Raw genomic sequence first — 25,403 nt, 5'->3', positions numbered from 1 at the left:
TCGACTCGGTGCAGCGCGACAGCGGCCCTGCATCGACAACCTGTCACATCACCACAACGCTTACATGGGGAACCAAACGATATGCGACGCACGATTCTGAAAACGTTTTCGGCCAGTTTGGCAGCACTGGCATTGGGTGGCCTGAGCGGCTCGGCCATCGCGCAGACGAAGCCGGTGGAACTCACGTTCTATTACCCGGTGGCCGTCGGCGGTCCGGTGACGAAGATCATCAACGATCTGGTGGCCGACTTCGAAAAGGATCATCCGAACATCAGGGTCAAGCCGGTGTATGCCGGGACTTACCAGGATTCCGTCGTCAAGGCCCTGACGGCCGCGAAGGCGGGCACGCCGCCGCAACTGGCTGTGCTCGCTGCCGCCGACGTGTTCACGTTGATCGACGAAGACGCGGTGGTGCCCATCGACAGCATCGCCAACACGCCGGCCGACAAGCAGTGGCTCGACGGCTTCTACCCGGCGCTGATGTTGAACTCGCGCGTCAACGGCCACACGTGGGGTGTGCCGTTCCAGCGCTCGACCATCGTCATGTACTGGAACAAGGACATGTTCCGTGAGGCGGGTCTCGACCCGGACCGCGCGCCGGCGAACTGGGCTGAACTGGCCAGCGACGCGCAGAAGCTCACCAAGCGCGACGCATCGGGCAACGTGACGCAATGGGGTATCAAGGTGCCGTCCGTGGGCTTCCCGTATTGGCTGTTCCAGGCGTTCACCACGCCGGCGGGTATCGAACTGATGAATCCGTCGGGGACCAAAACGTTCCTGAACGCGCCGCAGGCCGTCGAGTCGTTGCAATACTGGGTCGATCTCGCGACGAAGTACAAAGCGATGCCGACGGGGGCGATCGAATGGGGCACCACGCCGAAGGACTTCCTCGAGAAGAAGGCGGCCATCATCTACACGACCACCGGCAACCTGACCAACATCCGGACCAACGCCACGTTCCCGTTCGGTGTCGGCAAGATGCCGGCCAAGGTGCGCGGCGGCAGTCCGACGGGCGGCGGCAACTTCTATGTGTTCAAGAAGACCTCGCCGGAAGAAAAGCAGGCGGCGATGACGTTCATCAAGTGGGCCACTTCGCCTGAGCGTGCGGCGCAGTTCGGTATCGACACGGGCTACGTGGCCGTGACGCCAGCGGCTTGGGAAACCCCGGCGATGAAGCAATATGTGCAGAAGGTGCCTGCTGCGGCCGTGGCGCGCGATCAGCTCGCGGTGAGCGTGGCCGAGTTCTCGACGCACGACAACCAGCGCGTGACGAAGGCCCTGAACGACGCCCTGCAAGCGGCGCTCACCGGCACCAAGTCGCCCAAACAGGCGCTGGACGACGCGCAACGTGAAGCGGATCGCATCCTGCGTCCGTACGCTCGATGAGTCTGGCGCTCGCCGGACTTCGCTGTCAGTCTCGTTGAAATGCGGGGCCCTGAACGTCGCGGCGATCGCGATCTTCACGGCCTCGCCTGTTGAATCGATGGACCGTCGATGAATCGCTCCTCTGCTTCGTGGGTGCCCTGGCTGTTGTTGTCTCCGGCGCTAGTGCTGCTCGTCGCCTTCACCCACTATCCGGCCGTCGCCACGCTGTGGCACAGCTTTTTCTCGACGGGGCGCGCCGGGATGCCGTCCGTCTTTGTCGGCACCGAGAATTATCGGCTTCTGATCGACGACCCTGTCTTCTGGCAGGCGCTGCGCAACAACCTCCTGTTCGCACTGGTCACCGTGCCCGCCGCGATGGCGCTCGCGATCGCCATGGCGCTGTGGGTGCACCGGCAGGTGCCGGGGCGCACGTTATTGCGCCTCGCCTACTTCACGCCCGCGATTTTGCCGATGATCGCCGTGGCGAACATCTGGCTGTTCTTCTACACGCCGCAGTACGGTCTCATCGCGCAGATTTCGCAGGCATTCGGGTGGGGCGATCACAACTGGCTCGGGCAACCCGACACCGCACTCCCGGCGCTGATGGTCGTGACGATCTGGAAAGAGGCCGGGTTCTTCATGATCTTTTACCTGGCCGCACTGCAACAGATTTCGCCCACCCTTGCCGAGGCGGCGGCGCTCGAAGACGCCTCGCGCTGGCAGTTCTTTCGCCGCGTTCAGTGGCCGTTGCTCATGCCCACGACCGTGTTCGTGGTGATCAATGCCGTTATCAACGCGTTCCGTCTCGTCGATCACATTATCGTGATGACGCGCGGCGGACCCGATAACGCCACGCAACTGCTCCTGTACTACATCTATCAGGTGGCCTTCAGTTTCTGGGATACCTCATACGCGGCAGCGCTCACCGTGGTCCTGCTCACGCTGCTCGCCGTCGTCGCCTTCGTGAAATTCCGTCTGCTCGACTCACGCACGCATTATCAATGACGACCTCTGCCCGCCCGAACACGCGCCCCCGCCGGCCCACAAAGCCAGGCGCCGCGCTTGCGGTGTTTTCCGCAACCGGTCACACGACGCCGCTCGACGTCATCGGTGCATGGCTGCTCGGCCTGCTGTGGCTGCTGCCGTTGCTCTATGCGCTGTGGAGCGCGTTCCATCCGTCGGCCTACGCCACGCACTTCTCCATGAGTGCGCCGCTCACGCTCGCGAATTTCGTGCAAGCATGGCAGGCTGCCCCGTTTGGGCGCTATCTCGTCAATACCTTCGTTCTGGTGACGGTGATCCTGGCGGCGCAACTCGTGCTGGGCACGCTGGCCGCCTATGCGTTTGCCCGCTTCACGTTTCGCGGCAGCGAGGTGGCGTTCATGGTCGTGCTGCTCCAACTGATGGTCATGCCCGACGTGCTGATCGTCGAGAACTATCGCACGATCGCCTGGATGGGACTGCGCGATACGATCTTCGGCATTGCGTTGCCGTACTTCGCGTCGGCGTTCGGCATTTTTCTGTTGCGTCAGGCGTTCAAGACCGTGCCGCGCGAACTGGACGACGCGGCGCGCGTGGAAGGCGCCAACGCGTGGCAGGTGCTCTGGCGCGTGTATGTGCCGCTCGCCCGCCCGGTGTATGTCGCCTACGCGCTGGTGTCGATCAGTCACCACTGGAACAACTTCCTGTGGCCGCTCATCGTCACGAACTCCGTCGAGACACGTCCGCTCACGGTCGGCCTGCAGGTGTTTGCGTCGACCGATCAGGGCATCGATTGGACGATGATCACGGCCGCGACGCTGATGACCGCCGCGCCGCTGTTCATCGCCTTTCTGCTCTTTCAGCGCCAGTTCGTGCAGTCGTTCATGCGTGCGGGCATTCGATGAAAGGCATGGCGACGCGCGGCGTCGCACGACCGCAATAGCAAAACGGCACGCTGGGGAGCGTGCCGTCGTGTCGCTTGCGCTGGCGAAGCCGGGCGCTTGCGGGCTTACTTGTCGGTGGCCTTGACCAGCAGGATCGGCAGCGTGGTGATACGCAGCAGCGTTTCGGCAACGCTCCCCAGCAGCAGTCGGTTGATGCCGCGGCGGCCGTGCGTGCCGAGCACGATCACGTCGGCATTCCACGCTTGCGCTTCGCGCAGCACTGCGTCGGCAATTTCGTCGGTACCGGCTTCGAGCGTAATCATGTTCGTCTCGGCATCGACCCCGCGCTGCTTCAAGTCGGTTTGTGCCTTGGCCAGAATTTCCGCGGTTTCCTTCTCGAACGACTCCTGGCTCTCCAACGGCACGAAGCCGCTGTAGGCGCCGGCGGCGTAGGCGTTGGCGAGCGAGGGAACGACCGACACCAGGCGAATCTTGCCCTGGCTGAGCGCCACGAGCTTGACGGCTTCATCGATGGCGCGGTTCGACGGCGTGCTGCCGTCGATCGAGACCAGAATGCGTTCGTACATGATGGTGTCCTCTATGTGCGGGAAGTGCGTGAAGGCTTGACGCCTGGGCGGCATCGCGACCGCGATGCACGACAATTCGTTGGAATATTTTCATTCTCGCATCGCGGGCATCGAAAGTCATCCCGCGACATGACGCGGTATTGACCGCACGCAAGCATCCATCGGAATGTCACGGGTCGGCGCGTATCCGCCGGGGGCGACTCGCGTCGAGCGGGGAAGGGAGTTTCAACGTCCGGAACGCCGGTCGGCCTTGGGGACCGCGTGACTTAGTTCGGCCGGCAGGCGATCACGAGATGGGCGACACCGTCCGTCACGTCGCGCGTGAGGACGTCGTAGTCCTTTTGTACGCATTGCGTGCGGGCGCGCTGGTCGCAGTCGCCGGCAGTGCTGGCCGAGCACCGAATTTGCTGGGTGGGGCGGCCGTCCGAGGTGAACAGCGGGGCCGACGAGCTGCAAGCCGACAGCGCAACCGTCATAAGCCCCGAGGCGAGCAGCGTGGCGATCTTGGCGAGATTTGTCATAGAGGTCGTCTTATAAGCTCTCGGGAGTATAGCGCGGCGCCGCGACGTTGCTGCGCAAGGCCGCCCGCCTTTGGGGCGACGCCTCGAGCGGGCTCAACGGGGCGTGTCGGCACGCGTGGCAACACTGACCCGTCGCTGGCGGCGCAGCGTGCGCAGACTGTCGAACACGATGAGCGCAACGCCGAACCAGATGGGCACGTACGTCCACAGTCCGCGCGCCGTGAAAGGCTCGCCGAGCACGAAGATCGACACGGCGAACAGCAGCACCGGCTCCACGTACCCGAAAATGCCATACAGGCCGATGGGCAGCAAGCGCGCGGCACCCAGTGTGCTCGCCAGTGCGCTGGCGCTGAGCAGGCCGAGCGCGGGCAGCCAGAACCAGTAGCGCGGCTCGCCGAGCACTGTGACGTTTTGCGGCCACGCCTGCCAGAGCACGACGACGGCCACCGGCGTCATCGCGAGCACTTCCATGATGAAGCCGCTGAGCGCGTCGAGCCTCAGCCGGCGGCGCAGCAAGAAGTAGGGCGGATAGCCGAACACAATGAGCGCCGTGACCCAGGACAAGGCGTGCGTTACCCAGAGTTCATGTGCGACGCCCAGCGCGGCGACGATGACGGCCGCCGTCTGCAGCCGGCTCAGACGCTCGTGATAAAACGTGCGGCCAGCGAGCACCATCGTGAGCGGCAAGAGAAAGTAACCGAGCGAGACGTCGAGCAATCGCTGTTGCAGCGGTGCCCAGACGAACAGCCAGAGCTGAACGCCCAGCAGCGCTGAGCACAGCAGCACGGCGCCGAGCAGCGCAGGGCGATGCAACACATGCGAGAGCGTGCTGCGCAGTACATGCCACCGGCGCAATGCCGTCACGATGACGAGCGTGCCGGGCAGCGTGAGCAGCATGCGCCAGGCGAAGACGTCCAGCCCGGACAGGGGCGCCAGTTGCGCGACGAGCGCCGGCATAACGGAAAACATGACGGATGCCGAGACAGAGAGCATCACGCCGCGACCGGAAAGCATGGGGGTCCTGTGAGCGGGGGCAAGGAAAGGGCGAGGCCCGGGTCAGACCGCGAGCATAGCAAATTCGCACCAGATCGGGGCGTGCCCGCCGTAGGGCAGCGGAACCGTCCGCGATGCCCGCGAACGCGTATGATCGCGATTCGTCGAGCGTTTTCCATTATTGCCGCCGCGTGCGGCATCTTTGCAGGAGATTCGTGCATGTCGTGCGTACCCGCTGTTGCCGAGTATGCGGCTTTCGCCGCTTCGATGGCCGATGCTGTGAGACCGCTGTCGTTGGGGTGGTTCCGCCGGCGCCTGGCGGTTGACGACAAGGCCGATGAGAGCCCGGTCACGATCGCGGACCGCGAGGTCGAGACGGCGCTGCGCGCGCAGATTGCAGCGCGCTATCCGTCGCACGGCATCTGGGGCGAAGAGTTCGGCAAGCAGGGCGTGGACGCGGAATTCGTCTGGTCGGTCGATCCCATCGACGGCACGCGCAGCTTCATCACGGGACACCCGCTGTGGGGCACGCTGCTTGCCCTGCTGCACCACGGCCAGCCAGTCGTGGGCCTGATCGACATTCCGGCGACCGGCGAGCGCTGGATCGGCGTGAACGACGCCGCCAGCGGCGTGCGCGAGGCCCGCTTCGGCGGTGCGGTGTGCGCCACCAGCCCGGTGACGACGCTGGCCGACGCGACCGTCTATGCGACGTCACCCGACATCTTCGACGCGGCGGAGTATGCGCAATTCGAGCAGCTGACGAAGGCGGTCAGCCGTCGCCGCTTCGGCGGAGATTGCTACGCCTACGGGCTGCTGGCGAGCGGACACATCGAGCTGGTCATGGAAGCGGGATTGCAAACCTACGACTATCTGGCCGTGGCGCCGGTGGTCGAGGCGGCGGGCGGCGTCATCACCGATTGGGAGGGCCGGCCGCTTACGCTTACCTCGCAGGGGCGCGTGCTGGCCGCCGCGAATGCCGAGCTGCACGCCGCCGCGCTGGCGTGTATTCGCGCGGACTGAGGCCGTCGACGGTAGTCATCGCCCGGTCGTCGTTGTGCCGGCCATCCTCGCTGGTGGGTTACGTGATCGGGCGCGCAAGCCTCTGCCAGATGCGCGGCAGCAACACCCCCAGCACGATGCCGCGCGTCGCGAGAAATGCCATGAGGGCGACCCACAAGCCGTGATTGCCCCAGGCATCGAGCGTGAACGGCATGACCGCGCCAAAGACCAGCAGGCCGATCAACGAGGACGTCAGCAGTTCCCTCGTACGCGTCGCGCCGATGAAGACGCCGTCGAGGTGGAAACACCACACCGCCACGAGCGGCGAGAGCACGGCCCAGGGCAAGAATTCGCGCGCCGTCGTGCGCAATGCCGGCTGATCGGTCAGGGCATCGATGATCGCGCCACCCGCCACGGCGTAGACGAGGGCAAACGCGACGGCGCAGCCCAGCGCCCAGCCCAGCGACAACCGGATGGCATGCAGCAGCGCGGCTCGCTGACGCGCACCGACATAGGCGCCCACAAGGGCTTCGGCCGCGTGGGCGAAGCCGTCGAGGCCGAACGCCATGAACGTCTGGAAGTTCAGCAGGAGCGCGTTGGCGGCGAGCGTGACGTCGCCAAGTCTCGCCCCCACGCGAGCGAACCAGGCAAAGGCGAGTTGCAGAAACAGCGTGCGCAGGAAGATATCGAGATTGAGCCGCAGCAAGCGCCACAGGGCGCCGCGCTCAACCAGCATGACCAGTCGCAGCGGCGGCAAGCCGGGCGTACGTGCGAGCCAGAGCAGCCAGGCGCCCAGCGCAAAGCCGAGCACATCGGCCAGCGCGGTTGCCCCTGCAATACCTGCCACCCCCCAGTCGAAGCCGCGCACGAAGATCAACACCGCCACGATGTTCACAAGATTGATGAACACCTGCACGGCAAGCCCTTGCCGCACGCGTTGACACGCCAGCAGGTAGCCGAGCACCACGTAGTTGCCGAGCGCCAGCGGCGCGGCGAGCACGCGGATGCTTGCATATTGTCGTCCTAAGGATTGGACTTGGGCGCTTCCTCCCAGCCACGACACGCCCAGCGAAACCAGCGGTTCGCGAAAGACAAGCAACACGGCGCCAATCGCGAACGCCAGCGTCAGCGCGCGTGCGAGCGTGTCGCGCAGACGCTCGGCGTCGCCGGCACCGAACGCCTGTGCCGCGAGGCCCGTGGTGCCCATGCGCAGGAACGAGAAGCCCCAGAAGAGCAGGTTCAACAGCAGCGCACCGAGGGCGACGCCGCCCAGATAAGCGGCGCCCGGCAGATGACCGGCCACGGCTGTGTCGACGGCCGAGAGCAGGGGCTGAGTGAGATTGGCGAGCACGATAGGCACCGCCAGACGAAGCAGTTGCCGGTGGCCGACGGCCGCAGGGGCAGGGTTCATGAGTGAGCTGGGCGGAGGCCGGTCAGGGCGGCCGCCATCGAATTGGGGAATCGGGTAATCCGCCAATCCGGGAAAGCGGAAAGGCGCGAAACCCGGTATTCGGGAAGCCGCAAGCGGCGGCAGGTTGCGAGTGCGCCGATTATAAGGTTTGGCAGCCGTCCGGGCGATGGGCGTCCGCTGCGGCGATCGGGGGTGTGCCATCCCCGAACGGTACAATGCCCGACGTCTCCGTTCGTCTTGAAAGGCCGCATATGCCGTCTTCGCCGTCCTCGCCCTCGTCCCGGATACCCTCGGCTCGCGCTTCTGTTTCGAGGCTCGCGTCGTTCGTCCGACTGTCGGCCTTGCGGGTTGCCCGCCATCGTCATGCACTGGCTGCCGCCTTGTGTCTGCTGAGCCTGCCGGTGCTCGCCGACGTGACCCTCCAACGCGGCCCGCCACCGCCGCGCTTCGAGGATCCCCACGCGGCGCCTACGGGACAATTCTGGGTGCCAGGCTACTGGCAGTGGAAAGACGGCCGCTACGACTGGGTCGACGGGCACATGGAACCCAAGCGCCCGGGCATGCGCTACACGCCGCCGCACTGGGAGCAGACAGGCCGTGACGAATGGACGTTGCGCGACGGCGCCTGGGCGTCCACCGGCTGGGGGCCGGGCACGATTCACGAGATTCGTGCGCCCCAATGACACGGCGGCGAAGCGTTTCGGAGCCCGGCTGATGCATCGGCCATCCGAGGTAGGTGTCCGCCGGACATGCCTCGAAGGCGGTGCGGCGGACGTCATCGGCGCTCGCCAATAAAAATGCCCGCGCGAGGCGGGCAAAAATCACTACAGGGGAAGTCACGCGATATGAGTGGCGATCGGGCGAAAGAGTTCCCCGCGTTTTGCGACTGGCAGGGGGACACTCGATCGACGTAAAATGGCGCTTTGTCGCTACATCCCCCTCATGTCGGACGCGGCGCACGACGCCGGTGGACGACATCAGCGCGGGGTGAGATTTTCAGGTGTCGAATGTCGGTAAAGCCGGTCGTGCGGAGTTGCCTCCTGTTGGCCGCGTGCCTGAATGCCGGGATGCCGGTGGGCGCGTACGCACAATCCTTGTTCTCGGATATCAATCCACCCTGTTTTACTGAGCGGAACGCGGTGTCCTACGGGTTGTGGGATCGCGGTCTTGCACCTCAGTATTTCGTGCCGCCACCCCCGGCGCCTGCGCCGCCGGTGGCCACGGATCCTGATGCCGCCTCCGACCCCATTGCCTTGTTCGCGGGGGACGATCCGAACGCGGTCGCCGCCGCCGTCGAGCGCGACGCCGCCAAGCGCGCTGCGCCATCGGTGGCGAGCGACGTGGTCGCTGCCGAGGACGCGGTGGCCGAGGCCCCGCAGCCGGCATCGGACGCGCAAGCGTCGCGCGTCGATCCGTCGCAAGAGGCGCCGGGGGCGGACAGCACGGCAAGCGCGCCGTCGGCACAAGCGCCGGCGCCATCGCCGCCACTACCGGCCGCCGATTTTGCCGTGGCGCCTGAGCTTAGCGCTGACGGTACGGCCATTTCCGCCGTCGACCTGGATGCGGCGGCATCGGCGGCATCGGCCGAGCGCGGCGAGCCGCCGCCGGCCCCGGACATCGCGCCGCCCAATGCGTTCCTTGCGCGCGCCTCGTGTCTGCGCGGACTGCCGCGACACGAGAGTCGAGCGGATCGCAACATTCGCATGTTGATGCGTGGAGGGCTCGTGGTGCGCGACGCGCAGTTGCCGTTCGTCGCGACACTCAGCCGCACGCCCGGCGAGGGGGCCGTGGGCCTCCAGGTGATCAACGAGCGGCCCTACCAGTTCAACGTCGGCATGAACAACAGCGGCATGACCTCCTCGGGCAAGATGCAGGGCACTGCGAATCTGTTGATGAACAATCCGCTGGGCATGTACGGGAAGTTCAATACGACGCTCAGTCAGGATTTGCAGAATGCGCGTCGCGATGCGACGACCCGCGATCTGTCGGCCAATTACTCGGTGCCGATCGATGCCGACTGGACGGTCGGGATCACCGGCAAGGCCAACGCGGCGAAGGACCAGATTGACGCCGGCATTACGCAGACACAGACATTGCAATGGCGCGTGCGCCGCGCGTTCGACTTCACGGCGAATGGCTCGACGGGTCTGGAATTGCGCTACAACAGGAGTCGCACGGAAGACCCGAACGCGCTTCACACCTACGACAGCTATGCCGAGGTGGGGCTGAGCCACACGCACAATTTCGGGGCGTCGAGGCTCGATCTGTCGGTAATGCAGCGTCTGAACGCGCCGTGGATGCCATCGTCGAGCGGCCTGCCGGGCTGGTCGTATCGCTTCCAGTCGGTCGACGCGAAGCTCACCGTACCTTTCTGACGAAATCCATGACGGTATCGAGCGATACCGTTCGCACGAGCGTCGCAGGCATCTCCGCGAAATGCTCAACGTCCCCGAACAGAATGACGGGCTTGCCGTAACGCACGGCGAGCCCGACTTCGTCGCGTGTACCGTGCTGGCCGGGCAGGGCGACGATGACATCGCTAGAAAGCACGTTGATGTGATTGCGCGATAGCGTGCCTGGCGGCGCATCGGGCAGATGGCGCGGCAACGGGCTCACGATGGGCACTTCCACGAACGGATTCGGATAGCCGGGCGCGGGGCGGAACCTGACCGGCTCGTCATCGTTGCCGACGGCCTCGGTCGGCACGATGCCGATGCAGCGGCCCAAGCGCTGCGGTACGGCACAGAACGCTTCGCTCACGCTCGCCATCACGCCCTGTCCCCCGCCGGTGAGCAGGTGGAACCCGGCCATGGCGATCGCCCGGCCGAGCGGCGCGGCAAGTTCGGTCCACGGCTGTTTGCCGGAACCCATGACACCAATGGTTTGGGGACGCACGGATTGGCTCATATCGGATGACGGGGTCGGGAGGAGGGGAAGCAGCGGTGCCGATGATAAACGACTTTGCCCAGCGAGATCGACGGCAGGCAACGTCGAAGACGTGTCGCGCCCGCCAGAAGGCGTTGGCAGATTGTCGGGATGACCGCGCAGCGGGGGGCACACGGGCAAAAAAAACCCGCCGGTTTGGCGGGTGAGGAAGCAGGCCTTCCACGGGGAAGTGAAAGCCCGATCTCGCGAGGTGTTTGCGAGACCCGTGTAGTATCGTGACCCAAACGTCTGCTGGCTATGGGCCAAGTCCTAAAGTGCATGTAAGACGCTTTCCATTTCCGTTTCCCAACCTTTCTGACGTACACGGGGCGATAGATGACCGAACCGACTGACAATACGCCGGCCAGTGCCGCCCACATCGCTGCCATGCAGGCGTTGCGCGCCGCGCTGCTCGCCCAGCACAAGGTGCTGATCGCCAACGATCGTCTGCAATACGAAGCAGTCTTCGGACCGGTGCCCACCGGACGCTTCGTGCAGTTGCTTACCGAAGACGCCTGGTTTCGCTGGCTCGACCCGCTCTCGCGTCTGATCGTCGCCCTCGACGAATGGCTGGAGCAGACGCCGCCGCAGGCAGACGCCGGCATTGCCCTGGCCGACGAAGCCGCCAAGCTTTTCCGTCACACCGACGTCGAGTTCGGCGAGCGCTATCGCCTGGCCTTGCAGCAGGCGCCGGACGCGGTGCTCGGGCAGAGTCAGGTGGTGGCGGCGCTGCGCGGCGCGCCGCAGTCGCCGGCCGACGCATCCGGGAAATCCGATGCGCCGGTTGCGAAGGAGCCCGATGCGTCGGCAAACGAAGGCGACGGCGCCTGAGCAGGGAGGGGGAAGACCGTCAAGCCGAAAATTTGTTCCGCGGCTGATCGTTTTTTGAGCATGGCTCTTGACAGCCTTTGTTCGTGAGGCGTTCGAGAAGGTCAGGGCAGGTTATCCAGTGGGTTATCCACACAGGGTGTGGACAACTTTTGCCGGCGCGGCGCCGGCGACGGGTAGCTTGCGCGCCGCCGACCGAGACCCGCGCGCACCGGTTACGCCATGGCAACCGAGCGACGAGGTGCGGGCGACGTGAATCGATGACGTGGGGAGCAGCGATCGCGAAGCGGCCTGGCCCCGTAGGAATCCTTCACGTTGGCCCTATCTCGATGGGATCGCCGCTGCGACAATGGCGCTTTGCGTGCTGTCCGACGCGGGCGGCGTGAGTCGTCCCCGGGCATCCGCCCGCTGCGATTCATTCCCATGACAACCACGCCCATTGTGCTGCTGGTGCTGCTCTCGGCACTGATGCACGCCACCTGGAACGCCTTTCTCCACGCGAGTCCCGATCGCGTCTGGCAAGTCGGCATGATGGCGGTGCCGCAAGGACTCGCCGCCGTGGCCGGCATCGTGTGGTTGCCGCTGCCGCCAGTACAGGTCTGGCCGCTTATTCTGCTCTCCGCCGGCGCGCAGGTCGCGTACACGGCGGCGCTCATCCGGGCCTATCGCGTCGGTGAGTTCGGGCAGATCTATCCCATCGCACGCGGTATTTCTCCGTTGCTGATTTCGGGGGCGGCGTTGCTGCTGGCGGGCGAGTGGCCGACGGCGATGGCGGCGTGGGGGATCGTGGGTATCTGCGCCGGCATTCTGACGCTGGCGTTGCGTGGGCGCCGCTTCTCGGGCGACAGCGTGCCTGCGGCGTTGCTCACGGGGGTGTTCATTGCGGCGTACACGATTGTCGACGGCTTCGGCGTGCGATTGTCGAACGGCAACGGCTTCGGGTACCTCGCATGGGCCTACCTTTTCGCGAGCGTGCCGGTGATCGGTGCCGTGGCGAAGTGGCGGGGCGGGTGGCGCGGCATGTTCCTTGCACCGCGCCGCCGCGTGGCCGAAGCGCTGGGGGCGGGCATCGTCGCGCAATGCGCCTATGCCATGGTGGTCTTCGCGCTGCAATACCTGCCGATGGGTGTCGTGTCGGCGCTGCGCGAGTCCAGCGCCATCATCGCGGTGCTGCTGGGCTGGTTGTTCCTGCGCGAAAAGCTCAATGCCCGCCGTCTCGTGGCGTGCGGCCTCGTGGTCGGCGGGGCGGTACTCATCAAACTGAGCGCTTAAGTGCGCACCCGAGCGCTGACCTGAGCGGCACCTGCGCAGCAACTACGTGGCGACATCAGCGAGGGTACCCGTCGTCGCATCCGTCACCCCATCAGCGTCCCCAGCGGCCACACGTCGTACCTGCGTGGGTTGTGCTCAGCTGCGCGGCCAGAGTTCGGCGCGATGCGCCGTGATCGCCGCCACGACGATCTCGCGCATCCCATGTCCGTCGGTGGATTCGAGGTGTTCGAGAATCGTCATGCGCATGCGCGGCGCCCAGAAGCGTCGCAGGTGGCCTGCAATGTTGTCGAGCGCCTCACTGCGGTCGGGCATCGTCTCGAAGAAATCCCCGATCTGATTGGCCATCTTGACCAGATTGTCGGTGTCCATGATCTGTTGTGTCCCCTGAATTCGTTCTCTGTGCGTTGGCCGCCGTCATTCACGTGGCCAACCGCGCGTCCGCCGCACCGTCTGATGGCAATCGACGGTGAGGCTCGCCGCAGCCGCCGGCGGTGGACGCGGATTGTCCGTCGCAGCGCGCCGCCTCGAAGGTCTCCCCGATGAAGCGGCGCGCGTTGCTTCCCCTTTTCCTGCCCCGACTTAGTTCGCGTTGGCCTCGGTCGCACCACGCGCGTGTTCGAGGAAGGCCTCTTGCTGACGATTGAAGTCAGAGTACTGACGCTGCCATTCCGACGGCTGCGCCACCGGTGTGACCTGCACCGCTGTCACCTTGTACTCGGGGCAATTTGTCGCCCAGTCCGAGTTGTCGGTGGTGATCACGTTCGCGCCCGACTCCGGGAAGTGGAACGTTGTGTACACCACGCCGGGCTGCATGCGGTCGCTCACGACGGCACGCAGCACGGTCTCGCCCGCGCGGCTCTGAATGCCGACCCAATCGCCGTCCTTCACGCCGCGTTCTTCTGCATCGTGCGGATGGATTTCGAGCCGGTCCTCGTCATGCCAGTGAACGTTGTCCGTACGGCGCGTTTGCGCACCGACGTTGTACTGCGACAGAATCCGCCCGGTGGTCAGGATGAGCGGGAAACGGCGCGTGACCTTTTCATCCGTCGGCACGTACTGCGTGATGAGGAACTTGCCTTTGCCGCGCACGAATTCGTCGATGTGCATGACGGGCGTGCCGTCCGGTGCAGCTTCGTTGCACGGCCACTGCACGCTGCCCATCTGGTCGAGCTTCTCGTAGCTCACGCCGGTGAAGGTCGGTGTGAGGCGGGCGATCTCGTCCATGATTTCCGACGGGTGCGCGTAGTGCATCTCGTAGCCCAGTCGCTTGGCCAGTTCGATCGTGACCTCCCAATCGGCGTAACCGGCGCGCGGCGGCATCACTTGACGCACGCGCGAGATACGACGCTCGGCGTTGGTGAACGTGCCGTCCTTCTCCAGGAACGACGAGCCCGGCAGCAGCACGTGCGCATACTTCGCCGTTTCGTTCAGGAAGATGTCCTGCACGACGATGCACTCCATCTGTTCGAGCGCATGGGTCACGTGTTGCGTGTTCGGGTCGGATTGCACGATGTCCTCGCCCTGGCAGTACAGGCCCATGAAGGTGCCCGCAATCGCCGCGTCGAACATGTTCGGAATACGCAGGCCCGGCTCGGACTGGATCTCGACGCCCCATTCCGCTTCGAACAGCGCGCGGGCGGTCGAATCCGACACGTGACGGTAGCCCGGCAGTTCGTGCGGGAACGCACCCATGTCGCACGAGCCCTGCACGTTGTTCTGGCCGCGCAGCGGGTTCACGCCCACGCCTTCACGGCCGATGTTGCCGGTGGCCATGGCGAGGTTGGCGATACCGATCACCGTCGTGGAACCTTGCGCATGCTCGGTCACACCCAGGCCGTAATAGATCGCCGCGTTGCCGCCCTTGGCATACAGACGCGCGGCACCGCGCACGAGGTGCGCCGGCACGCCGGTGTGCACTTCGGTCGCTTCGGGCGAGTTTTCGGCACGGGCGGTGAACTCGCGCCACTGCTGGAACGCGCGGTCCTCGCAGCGCTCGGCAATGAACGCGTCGGCCATCAGGCCTTCGGTCACGATGACGTGCGCAAGCGCGTTGATCATCGCCACGTTCGTGCCGGGACGCAGTTGCAGGTGGTAGTCGGCCTTGATGTGCGGGCTGTTGACCAGGTCGATGCGGCGCGGATCGATCACGATCAGCTTGGCGCCTGCGCGCAAGCGCTTCTTCATGCGCGAGCCGAACACCGGGTGACCGTCGGTCGGGTTCGCGCCCATCACGAGAATCACGTCCGAGTGTTCGACCGACTTGAACGTCTGCGTGCCGGCCGACTCGCCGAGGGTTGCCTTCAGGCCGTAGCCGGTCGGCGAGTGGCACACGCGTGCGCAGGTGTCGACGTTGTTGTTGCCGAACGCGGCGCGCACGAGCTTTTGCACCAGGTAGTCTTCTTCGTTCGTGCAGCGTGACGACACCAGCCCGCCGATCGAATCGCGCCCGTACTTGGCCTGAATGCGCTTGAACTCCGACGCCGCATAGTCAAGCGCCTCGTCCCACGACACGTCCTGCCACGGATCGGTGATCTTCTTGCGAATCTTGGGCGTAAGGATACGGTCCTTGTGCGTGGCGTAACCCCAGGCAAAGCGGCCCTTCACGCAGGCGTGGCCTTCGTTGGCTTGACCGTCCTTGTGCGGCACCATGCGCACGACTTCGTTACCCTTCATCTCCGCCTTGAACGAGCAACCCACGCCGCAATAGGCACAGGTGGTGATCTTGGCGTGCTCGGCCTGGCCGAGATGGATGACCGACTTTTCCTGCAGCGTCGCGGTCGGGCAAGCGGCCACACAGGCGCCGCACGACACGCACTCGGAGTCCATGAACGACTGGTCCTGTCCGGCCGAGACACGCGCTTCGAAGCCGCGCCCCGAGATCGTCAGCGCGAATGTGCCCTGCGTTTCCTCGCAGGCGCGCACGCAGCGGTTGCAGACGATGCACTTCGAGGCGTCGTAGGTGAAGTAGGGGTTCGACTCGTCTTTCTGGCTGTCGAAGTGATTGTCGCCGTCGAAGCCGTAACGCACTTCGCGCAGGCCCGTCACGCCGGCCATGTCCTGCAGTTCGCAGTCGCCGTTGGCGGCGCAGGTCAGGCAGTCGAGCGGGTGATCGGAGATGTACAACTCCATCACGCCCTTGCGCAGTTCCTGGAGCTTCGGTGATTGCGTGCGCACCTTCATGCCCGGTTCGACGGGCGTGGTGCACGACGCGGGGTAGCCGCGTCGGCCTTCGATCTCGACGAGGCAAAGGCGGCACGAGCCGAACGGCTCGAGCGAGTCGGTGGCGCACAACTTGGGCACGTTCACGCCGCCTTCGGAGGCGGCGCGCATGATCGACGTGCCCGCGGGCACGGTGACCTGTTCGCCGTCGATCTCCAGCGTGACTTCCTGCGTCGATTCGCGGCGCGGGGTGCCGTAATCCTTCTCAAACATCGGGTCCATCATGGTGGGCGATCTCCTAGGCGGCCTGGGTCGGCAGATTCGACGGTTCGGCCGCGCCGAAGTCTTCGGGGAAATGGTTCAGTGCAGACAGCACGGGGTAGGGCGTCATGCCGCCCATCGCGCACAGCGAGCCGGAGAGCATGGTGTCGCACAGGTCGCGCAGCAGTTTGATCTGCTTGGGACGGTCGCGTCCGTCGATGATCTTGTCCATCACTTCGACGCCGCGCGTCGAACCGATGCGGCACGGCGTGCACTTGCCGCACGACTCGATGGTGCAGAACTCCATCGCATAGCGCGCGAGCTTGGCCAGGTCGACGGTGTCGTCATGCGCCACGATGCCGCCGTGGCCGAGCACCGCCCAGAGTGCGGCGAACGCTTCGTAGTCGAGTGGGGTGTCCCATTGCGATTCGGGCAGATAGGAGCCGAGCGGGCCGCCGACCTGTACCGCGCGCAGCGGGCGGCCGGTGATGGCGCCACCGCCGAACTCGTACAGGATGTCGCGCAGCGTCACCCCGAAGGCCTTCTCGATCAGGCCGCCGTACTTGATGTTGCCCGCGAGCTGGATGGGCAGCGTGCCGCGCGAGCGACCCATGCCGAAGTCCTTGTAGAACGCCGCGCCGCGATCCATGATGATCGGCACCGACGCCAGCGAAATCACGTTGTTGATGACTGTCGGCAAGCCGAAGAGCCCTTCGATGGCCGGCAGCGGCGGCTTGGCACGCACCACGCCGCGCTTGCCTTCGAGACTTTCCAGCAATGCGGTTTCTTCGCCGCACACGTAAGCCCCGGCCGCCTTGCGCACCTCGAGATGGAAGGTCTTGCCCGAGCCCAGGATGTCATCGCCCAGGTAGCCCGCCTTGCCGGCGTTGACGATGGCTTCGTTGAGCACATCGATGGAATGCGGGTACTCGCTGCGTACGTAGATATAGCCACGCGTGGCACCCACGGCGATGCCGGCAATCGTCATGCCCTCGACGAGCACGAGCGGATCGCCTTCCATCAGCATGCGGTCGGCGAACGTGCCCGAATCGCCTTCGTCCGCATTGCAGACGATGTATTTCTGGGCGGCGGGCGTGTTGAGTACCGTCTTCCACTTGATGCCGGTCGGGAACGCCGCACCGCCGCGACCGCGCAGGCCCGATTCGGTGACTTGCGCGACGATGGCCGCGCCGTCCAACGCGAGCGCATTGCGCAGACCGCGATAGCCGTCATGTGCAACGTAGTCGTCGACCGATACGGGATCGGTGATGCCCACGCGCGCAAACGTCAACCGTTCCTGCTTCTTGAAATACGGAATCTCTTCGGTCAGTCCGAGGGCGAGCGGATGATCGCCGCCGGCCGTGACGTTGGCATCGAACAGACCCGGGACGTCGTCGACGTCGACCGGACCATAGGCGACGCGCCCCGCCGGGGTCACGACTTCGAGCAACGGTTCAAGCCACAGCATGCCGCGCGTACCGTTGCGTACCAATTCGATGTCGAGACCGCGCTGGGCGGCCTGCGCCATGATGGCGTCGGCGACGTCGTCGGCACCGAGCGCGAGCGCGGCGGAGTCACGCGGCAGATAAAGCCGTACCTTGCCGGAGGACGACTGGGCGGAAGTGGAGGATTGGCTCATGCGGCATCCTTGGCGCGGGCGACCAGACGGTCGAATTTCTCGGGGGTGACGCGCGCGTGAAGCTTGTCGTCGATCGTGATCGCGGGCGACGTCGCGCATTGGCCCAGGCAATACACCGGTTCGAGCGCAACGTCGCCGTGATGGCTGTGCATCGTGCAGCCCAGCACGCGTTCGGCATGCGCGACAAGCGCGTCGGCGCCCATGCTCTGACACGCCTCGGCGCGACAGATCTGCACGATGTGGCGCGGCGGCGGGCTGGTGCGGAAGTGATGGTAGAACGTGATCACGCCATGGACTTCGGCGCGAGACAGGTTGAGGGCGTTGGCGATGACGGGCACGGCGTCCGGGGGGACGTAGCCGAAAGCGTCCTGAACGTCATGAAGGATCGGCAGAAGCGGACCTTCCTGAGCCGAATGAGCGTCCAGAATCGCGTGCACCGTGGCGATGGAAAAAGCCTCGCGCATGGCTGTTGTCTCCTGTTTGGCACCCTGCGGGGAACGGGGCGCCTGAGGGTGTGAGTTATCTGTTCTTGTCTTGCCCTGGGGCGAGAGGCCCAATGGTCACATCCGGCGACGCTGCTCGGGTCTAGCGATCAGCGCGGCGCCGGACGAGCGTGCGGCACATAGCCCCCACCATATGCCGCACGAGCTCGGCCTCTCGCCCGTGGCTTACTTCGTCAACCTGCATCAACAAATCGGTGCTGCGGTACATCCGTATGTGAAACACGATATATGATATATGGTATACGTGCAATAGATTCGGCGCGGGTTTGACAGGCTCGTTTACCCGAACTGGGGGGGCGGCAGAAGGGATGACAGCGTGACGCGGGACGTGGGCGGGAACGCGAAAGGGCGGGGGCAAAAGAAAAAAGCCAGCGACATACCGATGTCACTGGCTTTTGTTCGGCTTGCGTCCGTTGCCGGGCGCGATGCAGCGGTAGTAGCGCGTTATTCGAGGAAGTCGCAATGCTCTTCGACGAAGGCGGCCAGACCCAGGGTATGGTCGCGCGCGAGCTTCTCGGCGAGTTCCGTGTCGCGCTTCTCGAGGGCGGTAATGATCTTCAGGTGATCGACAATCGAGCGGGCGGCTCGGTCGTTCTGAGCGATCGTCACCTTACGGATGGCGCGCACGTGGATGAACAGGTTCTTGATCGTATTGGCGATGGCTTGCGAGCCGCCAAGATTGATCAGCGCCTGATGGAAGTCGATGTTCGCGTCTGAATACTCTTCGATATGATCCGTCGGCGGCGCGTTGACGAACTCGTCGAACAGATGACGGAGCCTGACGATGTCCTCGTCGGTTGCGTGCAATGTCGCCAGACGCGCGGACATCCCTTCGAGCGCTGCCCACATCTGAATCATCTCGACGATTTCGCGCTTGGTCTTGCGGATGATGAAGATGCCCCGGCGCGGCACCGTCCGCAGAAAACCTTCCTGTTCCAGCAAGGTCATGGCTTCGCGAATCGGTGTGCGCGAAACGCCAAGCACCTGGATGAGCTGACGCTCGTCCAGGCGAATTTCTTCCTTCTGGTTATAAATGTCGGCATCGGCGATGGCTTTTTTCAGCAGCGCATACGCCTGATTGCGAAAACTCGTGGTGGTGTCGATCGGCTCCAGCGCGAGCGGAGTCACGCGCGCCGGAGTTGGGGTGATCAGGGACATGCAATAGTCTCCTAGGTATTACGGCCCCTTCAGAGGCGCAATGCTTGCTGCCCCACGATGGTTGCCGGCTTTGTGACGAGTTTACCCGATTCATTTGCCTGCGTGGTTTCCGCCAGGTAGGCGAAGCGGCCGTTCTTTTCGGCCTTTTCGAGCATCGAGGCCGGCAGGGCGACGAAGAGGTGAACCATCGCAACACCGGTGGCAAGGGCGGAAGCAAGGGCAAGCAAAGTCAGCGCAGCGACGAACATGGTGATACTCCTGATAAAAGTTGACGAATGAAATGTGGGGGAGAACTTGCTTTGCATTGTATGTCGCGCTGCAACAAGTCTCAAGATATACCACATACCAAATACCAATATTTATCGTTTTTCGGGACGTTGCCTGTGTCGTTGCGATGCTTGACTGCCCGGATTTGTCTTTTTTTCCGATTTTGTTCTGTGGGTCGAGGGTGGCGGTGAACCTCCTGGGTGGTCCGTCAGGCTTGCATTGGTGCGGATTTCGGGACGCCCCTGGCGCGCGTGGTTTCAGGGAGAACCCGAAGTGCTCTGAACGTGGTGCAAAGGCGAATTATTGCGTTGCCGCGAAACCACATCGGCAATGGCGTGGTTCGGCGCGGCGGGTCGCGGGTTGTCGGTGAAAAATCGTCCGCGGCCGGCGATTCGGTGGCGGCCCACTCGAACGACGGCAGGGCGGGGTGATGAACCCATTCCTGCCCTCGCTTGCGTACGCCGCCTTTCTATATATAGAGGGGCTCATTCTCGCGGGACAGTCCTGTCAGTCCCGCGAGGGGTGTTTCATGAAAACAACGTTCGGCTCAGGCCGCTTTGGCCAGACGCGCTTGTGCGGCTTCGACGGCATCGGGCTGCGTCATGAACTCACGCTGTTTGATCAGCGCCAACACCACGTCGAGCGTCGGTGTCGGCACGTTGGCGAGGCGTCCCATCTCTTGCACCACCGAGACGAGCGGATCGATTTCCATCGCGCGGCCACGCTCCAGATCCTGGAGCATCGACGTCTTGTGGGCGCCAACGGCACCCGCACCGTTGATGCGACGCTCCACGTCGACGCGGAAATGCACGCCGAACTTGTCGCCGATCGCCTTGGCCTCGAGCATCATGGCGCGCGCAATGGCGCGCGTGCCCGGATCGCTCGCGATGATATCGAGCGTGCCGTGCGTGAGTGCCGAAATCGGGTTGAAGCAGAGGTTGCCCCAGAGCTTGAGCCAGATTTCGTCGCGGATATTCTCGCGAATCGGCGCGTCGAGTCCACCGGCGGTCATCAACTGCGAGAGCTTCTCCACACGCTCGGTACGCTCGCCGCTGGCTTCGCCCAACGGGAACTTGTTCCCGTAGACGTGCTGGATCACGCCGGGGGCCACCACTTCAGTAGCCGGATAGACCACGCAGCCGATGGCGCGCTCGGGGCCGAGCTGACGCCACTGACGGCCGCCCGGGTCGATGCTCTCGAGCGTCGTGCCTTCAAGCGCGCCGCCGTGCTTATAGAAGTACCAGTAGGGGATGCCGTTCACGGCCGTGACGACCGCCGTATTCGGACCGATCAGGGGCTGCATCGCGTCCAGTACCGCGGGGACCGAATGCGCCTTCAGCGCGATGATCACGTAATCCTGCGGACCGAGTTCACGCGGATCGTCCGTGCAACGCAGCTGGGCGACGCGTTCCTCGCCATCGATCAGCAGCTTGAGTCCGTGCTCGCGCATGGCGGCCAGATGCGGGCCACGGGCCACTAGACTGACATCGGCTCCGGCGTGTGCGAGTTGCACGCCGAGATAGCCACCGATGGCACCGGCGCCATAGATGCAAATCTTCATGAAGTCTCTCCCTCCAAAGGTGAATCGAAATCTGGGCCTGGTACTGGCCATTTATTCTTCTAATACCAAATGTTGTATATCGTATATCACAAGATCCGGGGCGCCAAGCCTTCTGGGGGCAATTCCCGTCATGGTTTCCCCGCAGACGCACCCAAAACCGGCGTCCGGATGTGTGAGCGCATCCGGCATGAGAAGCGGGCCTGGAAAACGCGTTGTGCATTCCTTAGGTGAATTATTACGGTGTATTACAAGAGATTCGCGAGAATGCCGAAAGAGGGCTTCTTGTGAGAAAAACTATCGAAAATATCGTCTTGTGCTGGTTTTAAAAATTGCCAAGGAGGCCGATATAAAAAGGCGGAGTGCCTTATTGGGCAAGCCTCTCTGATCAGGTTAACTCCTTAGTATTTTCGCATTGCGTTGTTGCGTCGCTCGGGCCTACAGTGGCGTTACTGTATCTAGCCGCCACTTAGAACAGTGCCTCGTGCGCCGGAATGGTTTTCGCTGCAATGGACGAAAACGACTGCGGTACACGAAGCGGACGACGAGGATCGCAATAAATTAGTGTTGACTTATATCTGATATATCGTATATTTCGTTCGGTATATTTACGGGAAATGCAATGGACCCCGTAAGCATCAGAGACAAGTCGACGAGGCGAAGACCTCGTAAAGCATACCCAGGGGGCACAGACCCCATCCGGAAGGTGTTGTTGTTGTGAAGCTGCCAAACAACTGGAAACCGATGGAGGAGGTACAAGTGGAGACGACTAATCAACACGGTAAGCAATCCGTGTTCGCGAGCCCTTGGGTTCAGCTCGTGTTCGGCGTGATTTGCATGGCGATGATCGCCAACTTGCAGTACGGGTGGACGCTGTTCGTCAACCCGATCGATGAGAAGTATCACTGGGGCCGTACGGCCATTCAGGTGGCGTTCACGATTTTTGTTGTGACCGAAACCTGGTTGGTGCCGATCGAAGGGTATCTGGTCGACAAGTTCGGCCCGCGCCCGGTGGTGGTCGGGGGCGGACTGTTGTGCGGTGTCGCCTGGGTGTTGAATGCCCATGCCTCTTCGCTGCCGATGCTGTATTTCGCGGCGGCTGTGGGCGGGGTGGGCGCCGGTGCGGTATATGGCACCTGCGTGGGTAATGCGTTGAAGTGGTTCCCGGATCGCCGCGGCTTGGCTGCGGGCTTGACCGCCGCGGGTTTCGGCGCGGGTTCTGCACTGACGGTGGTGCCGATTGCCAACATGATCAAGTCGAGCGGCTACGAAAACACCTTCCTGACCTTCGGTCTGGGCCAGGGGATCATCGTGCTGCTGCTGGGTCTGGCGCTCTGCAACCCGCCGGCATCGATCGAGGCACTCAAGAAGTTGGCCCCGGGTGCCATGCGCTACAACGCCAAGCCGACGGAAGTGATGCGCTCGCCGGTGTTCTGGATGATGTATCTGATGTTCGTGCTGATGGCCGCCGGCGGTTTGATGGCGACGGCACAGCTCGGTCCGATCGCCAAGGACTACGGTCTCGATCAGGCGCCGGTGTCGATCCTCGGTCTGACGCTGCCCGCACTCACCTTCGCACTGGCTATCGACCGTGTGCTCAATGGGGTGACGCGTCCGGTGTTCGGCTGGATATCCGACAAGATCGGTCGCGAAAACACGATGTTCATCGCCTTCGCGATGGAAGCCGTCGGAATTTATGCCTTGGCCAAGTTCGGCCAGCATCCGGTGGCCTTCGTGATTCTGACGGGGCTGGTGTTCTTCGCTTGGGGGGAGATCTACAGCCTGTTCCCGGCGACCTGTGCCGACACGTATGGCTCGAAGTACGCCGCCACCAACGCGGGGATGCTCTACACCGCGAAGGGGACCGCCGCGTTGCTGGTGCCCTTCTCGAGCATCATCACCACGTCGACCGGCAGTTGGCAGGCCGTGTTCATGATCGCTTGCGCCATGAACGCCTTCGCTGCCTTCCTCGCCTTGTTCGTCCTCAAGCCGATGCGTGCCCGTCTGGCACAGCGTTACGCCAGTGACTACAAGGCGCAAGCCAGCGAGCCGGTCGTGCAGGCGGATCTATCGCGCAGTACCACGTAACGTGAACTGACGATATGAAGACGCCGCCAGAGCGGCTGGATTGAAGAGATGTTTGACCGGCGTGCAATCCGTGCCCTTGTGGGGCCGGTTGCACGGCCGGGTGAGCAAGTAGCGCAGCAGTTTGGGAATACCCATTAATCGTCAGACAAGACGACGCAACACTGAAACCGGAAAAATTGGAGGAGAGAATTATGTCCATTGCGATGACCGTGCCAGTCGGCAAAGCGGAAAACGACACCGCGGGCAACACGCTCAATGACACCAGCCGACACGCGAACATCGTGTCCGAGGCAGCAACGACTGATGGCTTCCATCTGATCATTGACGCCCTGAAAGCGAACGACATCGACACCATCTTCGGTCTGGTGGGGATTCCCATCACCGATCTGGCTCGACTCGCGCAAGCCGAAGGCATGCGTTTCATCGGCTTCCGCCACGAACAGCATGCCGGGCATGCCGCAGCCATCGCCGGCTACATGACGCAAAAGCCGGGCATCTGCCTGACCGTGTCGGCCCCCGGCTTCCTGAATGGCCTGACCGCCCTCGCCAACGCGACCACCAACTGCTTCCCGATGATCCTGATCAGCGGTTCGAGCGAGCGTGAGATCGTCGACCTGCAGCAGGGCGATTACGAAGAGATGGACCAGCTCAATGCGGCCAAGCCGTATTGCAAGGCGGCCTACCGCGTGCTGCACGCCGAAGACATCGGCGTCGGCCTGGCCCGCGCCATTCGCGCCGCCGTGTCGGGCCGCCCGGGCGGCGTCTACCTGGATTTGCCGGCCAAGCTGCTGGCCCAGACCATCGACGCACAGAAGGCGAAAGACTCCCTGATTCGCGTGATCGACGCCGCACCGCGTCAGATCCCGGCACCGGATGCCGTCCAGCGCGCGCTCGACGTCATCAAGGGCGCCAAGCGTCCGCTGATCTTGCTCGGCAAGGGCGCTTCGTACGCACAAGCCGACGCCGACATTCGCGCCCTCATCGAGAAGACCGGCATTCCCTACCTGCCGATGTCGATGGCCAAGGGGCTGCTGCCCGACACGCATGAGCAATCGGCCGCGGCCGCACGTTCGTTCGTGCTGCAGGAGGCCGACGTTGTCGTGCTGATCGGCGCTCGCCTGAACTGGCTGCTCGCGCACGGCAAGGGCAAGACGTGGGGCGCCGCCCCGAAGAAGTTCGTGCAGATCGACATCTCGCCGACGGAAATCGACAGCAATGTGGCCATCGCGGCCCCGGTGATCGGTGACATCGGCTCGTGCGTGTCGGCACTGCTCGCCGGTGTGGATGCCAACTTCGGCAAGCCGTCGACCGAATGGACCGGCGCCATCGCCGAGCGCAGGAGCAAGAACCTGGCGAAGATGGCGGCAACGCTGGCGCAGAATCCGTCGCCGATGAACTTCCACAGCGCGCTGGGCGCGATTCGCGATGTGCTCAAGCAGCATCCGGACATCAACCTCGTCAACGAAGGTGCGAACACGCTCGACTACGCGCGCGCCATCATCGACCAGTACCAGCCGCGCAAGCGCTTCGACTCGGGTACGTGGGGCGTGATGGGCATCGGCATGGGCTTCGCCATCGGCGCGGCCGTCACCAGCGGTCAGCCGGTCGTGGCCATCGAAGGCGACAGCGCATTCGGCTTCAGCGGCATGGAACTCGAAACCATCTGCCGTTACGAGCTGCCGGTCACCACCATCATCTTCAACAACAACGGTGTGTATCGCGGCACCGACGTCAATCCGACGGGCGGCAAGGACGTGGCACCGACGGTGTTCGTCAAGGGCGCGCGCTACGACAAGATGATCGAAGCGTTCGGTGGCATCGGCTACCACGTCACCACGCCGGAAGAACTGACGAAGGCGCTGCAGGCGTCCATCGCAGCAGGCAAACCGGCGCTGATTAACGCCGTCATCGACGAAGCGGCGGGCACCGAAAGCGGCCGTCTGACGAACCTGAATCCGCAAAGCGCGGCGATGAAAAAGTAACTCGAGTCAATTAAGGAGACAT

The 25,403-nt window shown here is 63.9% G+C and carries 22 protein-coding genes; 10 read left to right on the top strand and 12 right to left on the bottom strand.

What is annotated here, in order from left to right:
* Positions 1-81 precede the first annotated feature (81 nt).
* From PanNE5_RS22840 to PanNE5_RS22830, 3 genes are all read left to right on the top strand, one after another.
* The gene (locus tag PanNE5_RS22840; RefSeq protein ID WP_261938870.1) at positions 82-1,386 is read left to right on the top strand and encodes an ABC transporter substrate-binding protein; all 1,305 of its coding nucleotides are present in this window, start codon (positions 82-84) and stop codon (positions 1,384-1,386) included.
* 108 nt (positions 1,387-1,494) lie between these two features.
* On the top strand, positions 1,495-2,370 hold the full coding sequence (locus PanNE5_RS22835; RefSeq protein ID WP_261938869.1) for a carbohydrate ABC transporter permease: 876 nt from the start codon (positions 1,495-1,497) through the stop codon (positions 2,368-2,370).
* Between the two features lie 62 nt (positions 2,371-2,432).
* Positions 2,433-3,251, top strand: a complete 819-nt coding sequence (locus tag PanNE5_RS22830; RefSeq protein WP_261939895.1) for a carbohydrate ABC transporter permease — start codon at positions 2,433-2,435, stop codon at positions 3,249-3,251.
* 104 nt (positions 3,252-3,355) lie between these two features.
* Here the strand turns inward: PanNE5_RS22830 and PanNE5_RS22825 are convergent, their stop codons facing one another.
* The 3 genes from PanNE5_RS22825 to rarD form a co-directional block, all read right to left on the bottom strand.
* Positions 3,356-3,817: a universal stress protein gene (locus PanNE5_RS22825; protein WP_017233675.1), complete on the bottom strand. Its 462-nt coding sequence runs from the start codon at positions 3,815-3,817 to the stop codon at positions 3,356-3,358.
* Positions 3,818-4,083: 266 nt separating this feature from the next.
* Positions 4,084-4,338, bottom strand: coding sequence for a hypothetical protein (locus PanNE5_RS22820; RefSeq protein ID WP_017233676.1), 255 nt, complete (start codon positions 4,336-4,338; stop codon positions 4,084-4,086).
* 93 nt (positions 4,339-4,431) lie between these two features.
* Positions 4,432-5,352 carry an EamA family transporter RarD gene (gene rarD / locus PanNE5_RS22815; protein ID WP_017233677.1) on the bottom strand — a complete coding sequence of 307 codons (921 nt, stop codon included), beginning with the start codon at positions 5,350-5,352 and terminating at the stop codon, positions 4,432-4,434.
* A gap of 198 nt (positions 5,353-5,550) precedes the next feature.
* On the opposite strand from rarD, the gene hisN reads away from it, so the two are divergent.
* Positions 5,551-6,351, top strand: a complete 801-nt coding sequence (gene hisN / locus PanNE5_RS22810; protein WP_026131901.1) for a histidinol-phosphatase — start codon at positions 5,551-5,553, stop codon at positions 6,349-6,351.
* A gap of 58 nt (positions 6,352-6,409) precedes the next feature.
* Here hisN and PanNE5_RS22805 read toward each other — a convergent pair whose 3' ends face one another.
* Complete coding sequence (locus PanNE5_RS22805; protein WP_261938868.1) at positions 6,410-7,741, bottom strand: MATE family efflux transporter; 1,332 nt, start codon at positions 7,739-7,741, stop codon at positions 6,410-6,412.
* 341 nt (positions 7,742-8,082) lie between these two features.
* Here PanNE5_RS22805 and PanNE5_RS22800 point away from each other — a divergent pair, with 341 nt between their 5' ends.
* Both PanNE5_RS22800 and PanNE5_RS22795 read left to right on the top strand, forming a co-directional pair.
* The gene (locus tag PanNE5_RS22800; protein ID WP_261938867.1) at positions 8,083-8,424 is read left to right on the top strand and encodes a hypothetical protein; all 342 of its coding nucleotides are present in this window, start codon (positions 8,083-8,085) and stop codon (positions 8,422-8,424) included.
* Positions 8,425-8,925: 501 nt separating this feature from the next.
* Positions 8,926-10,116 carry a ShlB/FhaC/HecB family hemolysin secretion/activation protein gene (locus tag PanNE5_RS22795; protein ID WP_261938866.1) on the top strand — a complete coding sequence of 397 codons (1,191 nt, stop codon included), beginning with the start codon at positions 8,926-8,928 and terminating at the stop codon, positions 10,114-10,116.
* Here the strand turns inward: PanNE5_RS22795 and PanNE5_RS22790 are convergent.
* A complete protein-coding gene (locus PanNE5_RS22790) occupies positions 10,100-10,612 on the bottom strand; it encodes a hypothetical protein (RefSeq protein ID WP_017231708.1) in 513 nt (170 codons plus the stop codon). The two genes, PanNE5_RS22795 and PanNE5_RS22790, sit on opposite strands and share 17 nt — an antisense overlap.
* A gap of 390 nt (positions 10,613-11,002) precedes the next feature.
* Between PanNE5_RS22790 and PanNE5_RS22785 the strand changes: the two genes are divergently transcribed.
* Both PanNE5_RS22785 and PanNE5_RS22780 read left to right on the top strand, forming a co-directional pair.
* A complete protein-coding gene (locus PanNE5_RS22785; protein ID WP_017231707.1) occupies positions 11,003-11,497 on the top strand; it encodes a hypothetical protein in 495 nt (164 codons plus the stop codon).
* Positions 11,498-11,917: 420 nt separating this feature from the next.
* Positions 11,918-12,766 carry an EamA family transporter gene (locus PanNE5_RS22780; protein ID WP_261938865.1) on the top strand — a complete coding sequence of 283 codons (849 nt, stop codon included), beginning with the start codon at positions 11,918-11,920 and terminating at the stop codon, positions 12,764-12,766.
* Between the two features lie 135 nt (positions 12,767-12,901).
* On the opposite strand, the gene PanNE5_RS22775 is transcribed toward PanNE5_RS22780, so the two are convergent.
* The 7 genes from PanNE5_RS22775 to PanNE5_RS22745 all read right to left on the bottom strand — a co-directional run bounded on the left by PanNE5_RS22775 (position 12,902) and on the right by PanNE5_RS22745 (position 21,314).
* Positions 12,902-13,135 carry a formate dehydrogenase subunit delta gene (locus PanNE5_RS22775; protein WP_017231705.1) on the bottom strand — a complete coding sequence of 78 codons (234 nt, stop codon included), beginning with the start codon at positions 13,133-13,135 and terminating at the stop codon, positions 12,902-12,904.
* 210 nt (positions 13,136-13,345) lie between these two features.
* The gene (fdhF, locus tag PanNE5_RS22770; RefSeq protein WP_017231704.1) at positions 13,346-16,210 is read right to left on the bottom strand and encodes a formate dehydrogenase subunit alpha; all 2,865 of its coding nucleotides are present in this window, start codon (positions 16,208-16,210) and stop codon (positions 13,346-13,348) included.
* A gap of 13 nt (positions 16,211-16,223) precedes the next feature.
* Complete coding sequence (locus PanNE5_RS22765; RefSeq protein WP_261938864.1) at positions 16,224-17,825, bottom strand: formate dehydrogenase beta subunit; 1,602 nt, start codon at positions 17,823-17,825, stop codon at positions 16,224-16,226.
* Positions 17,822-18,289, bottom strand: coding sequence for a formate dehydrogenase subunit gamma (locus tag PanNE5_RS22760; protein WP_261938863.1), 468 nt, complete (start codon positions 18,287-18,289; stop codon positions 17,822-17,824). Before PanNE5_RS22760 ends, PanNE5_RS22765 begins: the two co-directional genes overlap by 4 nt.
* Positions 18,290-18,772: 483 nt before the next feature.
* A complete protein-coding gene (locus tag PanNE5_RS22755) occupies positions 18,773-19,486 on the bottom strand; it encodes a GntR family transcriptional regulator (protein WP_017231700.1) in 714 nt (237 codons plus the stop codon).
* A gap of 29 nt (positions 19,487-19,515) precedes the next feature.
* Positions 19,516-19,734 (bottom strand): hypothetical protein, encoded by a 219-nt coding sequence (locus PanNE5_RS22750; RefSeq protein WP_017231699.1) that lies wholly within the window; start codon positions 19,732-19,734, stop codon positions 19,516-19,518.
* 566 nt (positions 19,735-20,300) lie between these two features.
* Positions 20,301-21,314, bottom strand: a complete 1,014-nt coding sequence (locus PanNE5_RS22745) for a 2-dehydropantoate 2-reductase (protein ID WP_017231698.1) — start codon at positions 21,312-21,314, stop codon at positions 20,301-20,303.
* Positions 21,315-22,055: 741 nt separating this feature from the next.
* Here PanNE5_RS22745 and oxlT point away from each other — a divergent pair.
* Positions 22,056-23,399: an oxalate/formate MFS antiporter gene (oxlT, locus tag PanNE5_RS22740; protein WP_017231697.1), complete on the top strand. Its 1,344-nt coding sequence runs from the start codon at positions 22,056-22,058 to the stop codon at positions 23,397-23,399.
* Positions 23,400-23,590: 191 nt separating this feature from the next.
* The gene (gene oxc, locus PanNE5_RS22735; RefSeq protein WP_017231696.1) at positions 23,591-25,381 is read left to right on the top strand and encodes an oxalyl-CoA decarboxylase; all 1,791 of its coding nucleotides are present in this window, start codon (positions 23,591-23,593) and stop codon (positions 25,379-25,381) included.
* The last annotated feature ends 22 nt before the right edge of the window (positions 25,382-25,403 follow it).

Source organism: Pandoraea sp. NE5 (assembly GCF_024363545.1).
In the GTDB taxonomy this organism is placed as follows: domain Bacteria; phylum Pseudomonadota; class Gammaproteobacteria; order Burkholderiales; family Burkholderiaceae; genus Pandoraea; species Pandoraea cepalis.
The sequence above is the reverse complement of the archived record's forward strand: the minus strand, read 5'-3'. Positions and strand labels throughout refer to the sequence as shown.

Bases quoted from the DNA above. Each gene is read 5' to 3' on its own strand.
- PanNE5_RS22780 (WP_261938865.1), top strand. From the start codon at position 11,918: ATGACAACCACGCCCATTGTGCTGCTGGTGCTGCTCTCGGCACTGATG.
- oxlT (WP_017231697.1), top strand. From the start codon at position 22,056: ATGGAGGAGGTACAAGTGGAGACGACTAATCAACACGGTAAGCAATCC.
- hisN (WP_026131901.1), top strand. From the start codon at position 5,551: ATGTCGTGCGTACCCGCTGTTGCCGAGTATGCGGCTTTCGCCGCTTCG.
- PanNE5_RS22760 (WP_261938863.1), bottom strand. From the start codon at position 18,289: ATGCGCGAGGCTTTTTCCATCGCCACGGTGCACGCGATTCTGGACGCT.
- PanNE5_RS22765 (WP_261938864.1), bottom strand. From the start codon at position 17,825: ATGAGCCAATCCTCCACTTCCGCCCAGTCGTCCTCCGGCAAGGTACGG.
- PanNE5_RS22825 (WP_017233675.1), bottom strand. From the start codon at position 3,817: ATGTACGAACGCATTCTGGTCTCGATCGACGGCAGCACGCCGTCGAAC.
- fdhF (WP_017231704.1), bottom strand. From the start codon at position 16,210: ATGATGGACCCGATGTTTGAGAAGGATTACGGCACCCCGCGCCGCGAA.
- PanNE5_RS22755 (WP_017231700.1), bottom strand. From the start codon at position 19,486: ATGTCCCTGATCACCCCAACTCCGGCGCGCGTGACTCCGCTCGCGCTG.
- PanNE5_RS22805 (WP_261938868.1), bottom strand. From the start codon at position 7,741: ATGAACCCTGCCCCTGCGGCCGTCGGCCACCGGCAACTGCTTCGTCTG.
- PanNE5_RS22745 (WP_017231698.1), bottom strand. From the start codon at position 21,314: ATGAAGATTTGCATCTATGGCGCCGGTGCCATCGGTGGCTATCTCGGC.
- rarD (WP_017233677.1), bottom strand. From the start codon at position 5,352: ATGCTTTCCGGTCGCGGCGTGATGCTCTCTGTCTCGGCATCCGTCATG.
- PanNE5_RS22750 (WP_017231699.1), bottom strand. From the start codon at position 19,734: ATGTTCGTCGCTGCGCTGACTTTGCTTGCCCTTGCTTCCGCCCTTGCC.
- PanNE5_RS22835 (WP_261938869.1), top strand. From the start codon at position 1,495: ATGAATCGCTCCTCTGCTTCGTGGGTGCCCTGGCTGTTGTTGTCTCCG.
- PanNE5_RS22785 (WP_017231707.1), top strand. From the start codon at position 11,003: ATGACCGAACCGACTGACAATACGCCGGCCAGTGCCGCCCACATCGCT.
- PanNE5_RS22820 (WP_017233676.1), bottom strand. From the start codon at position 4,338: ATGACAAATCTCGCCAAGATCGCCACGCTGCTCGCCTCGGGGCTTATG.
- PanNE5_RS22775 (WP_017231705.1), bottom strand. From the start codon at position 13,135: ATGGACACCGACAATCTGGTCAAGATGGCCAATCAGATCGGGGATTTC.
- PanNE5_RS22790 (WP_017231708.1), bottom strand. From the start codon at position 10,612: ATGGGTTCCGGCAAACAGCCGTGGACCGAACTTGCCGCGCCGCTCGGC.
- oxc (WP_017231696.1), top strand. From the start codon at position 23,591: ATGTCCATTGCGATGACCGTGCCAGTCGGCAAAGCGGAAAACGACACC.
- PanNE5_RS22840 (WP_261938870.1), top strand. From the start codon at position 82: ATGCGACGCACGATTCTGAAAACGTTTTCGGCCAGTTTGGCAGCACTG.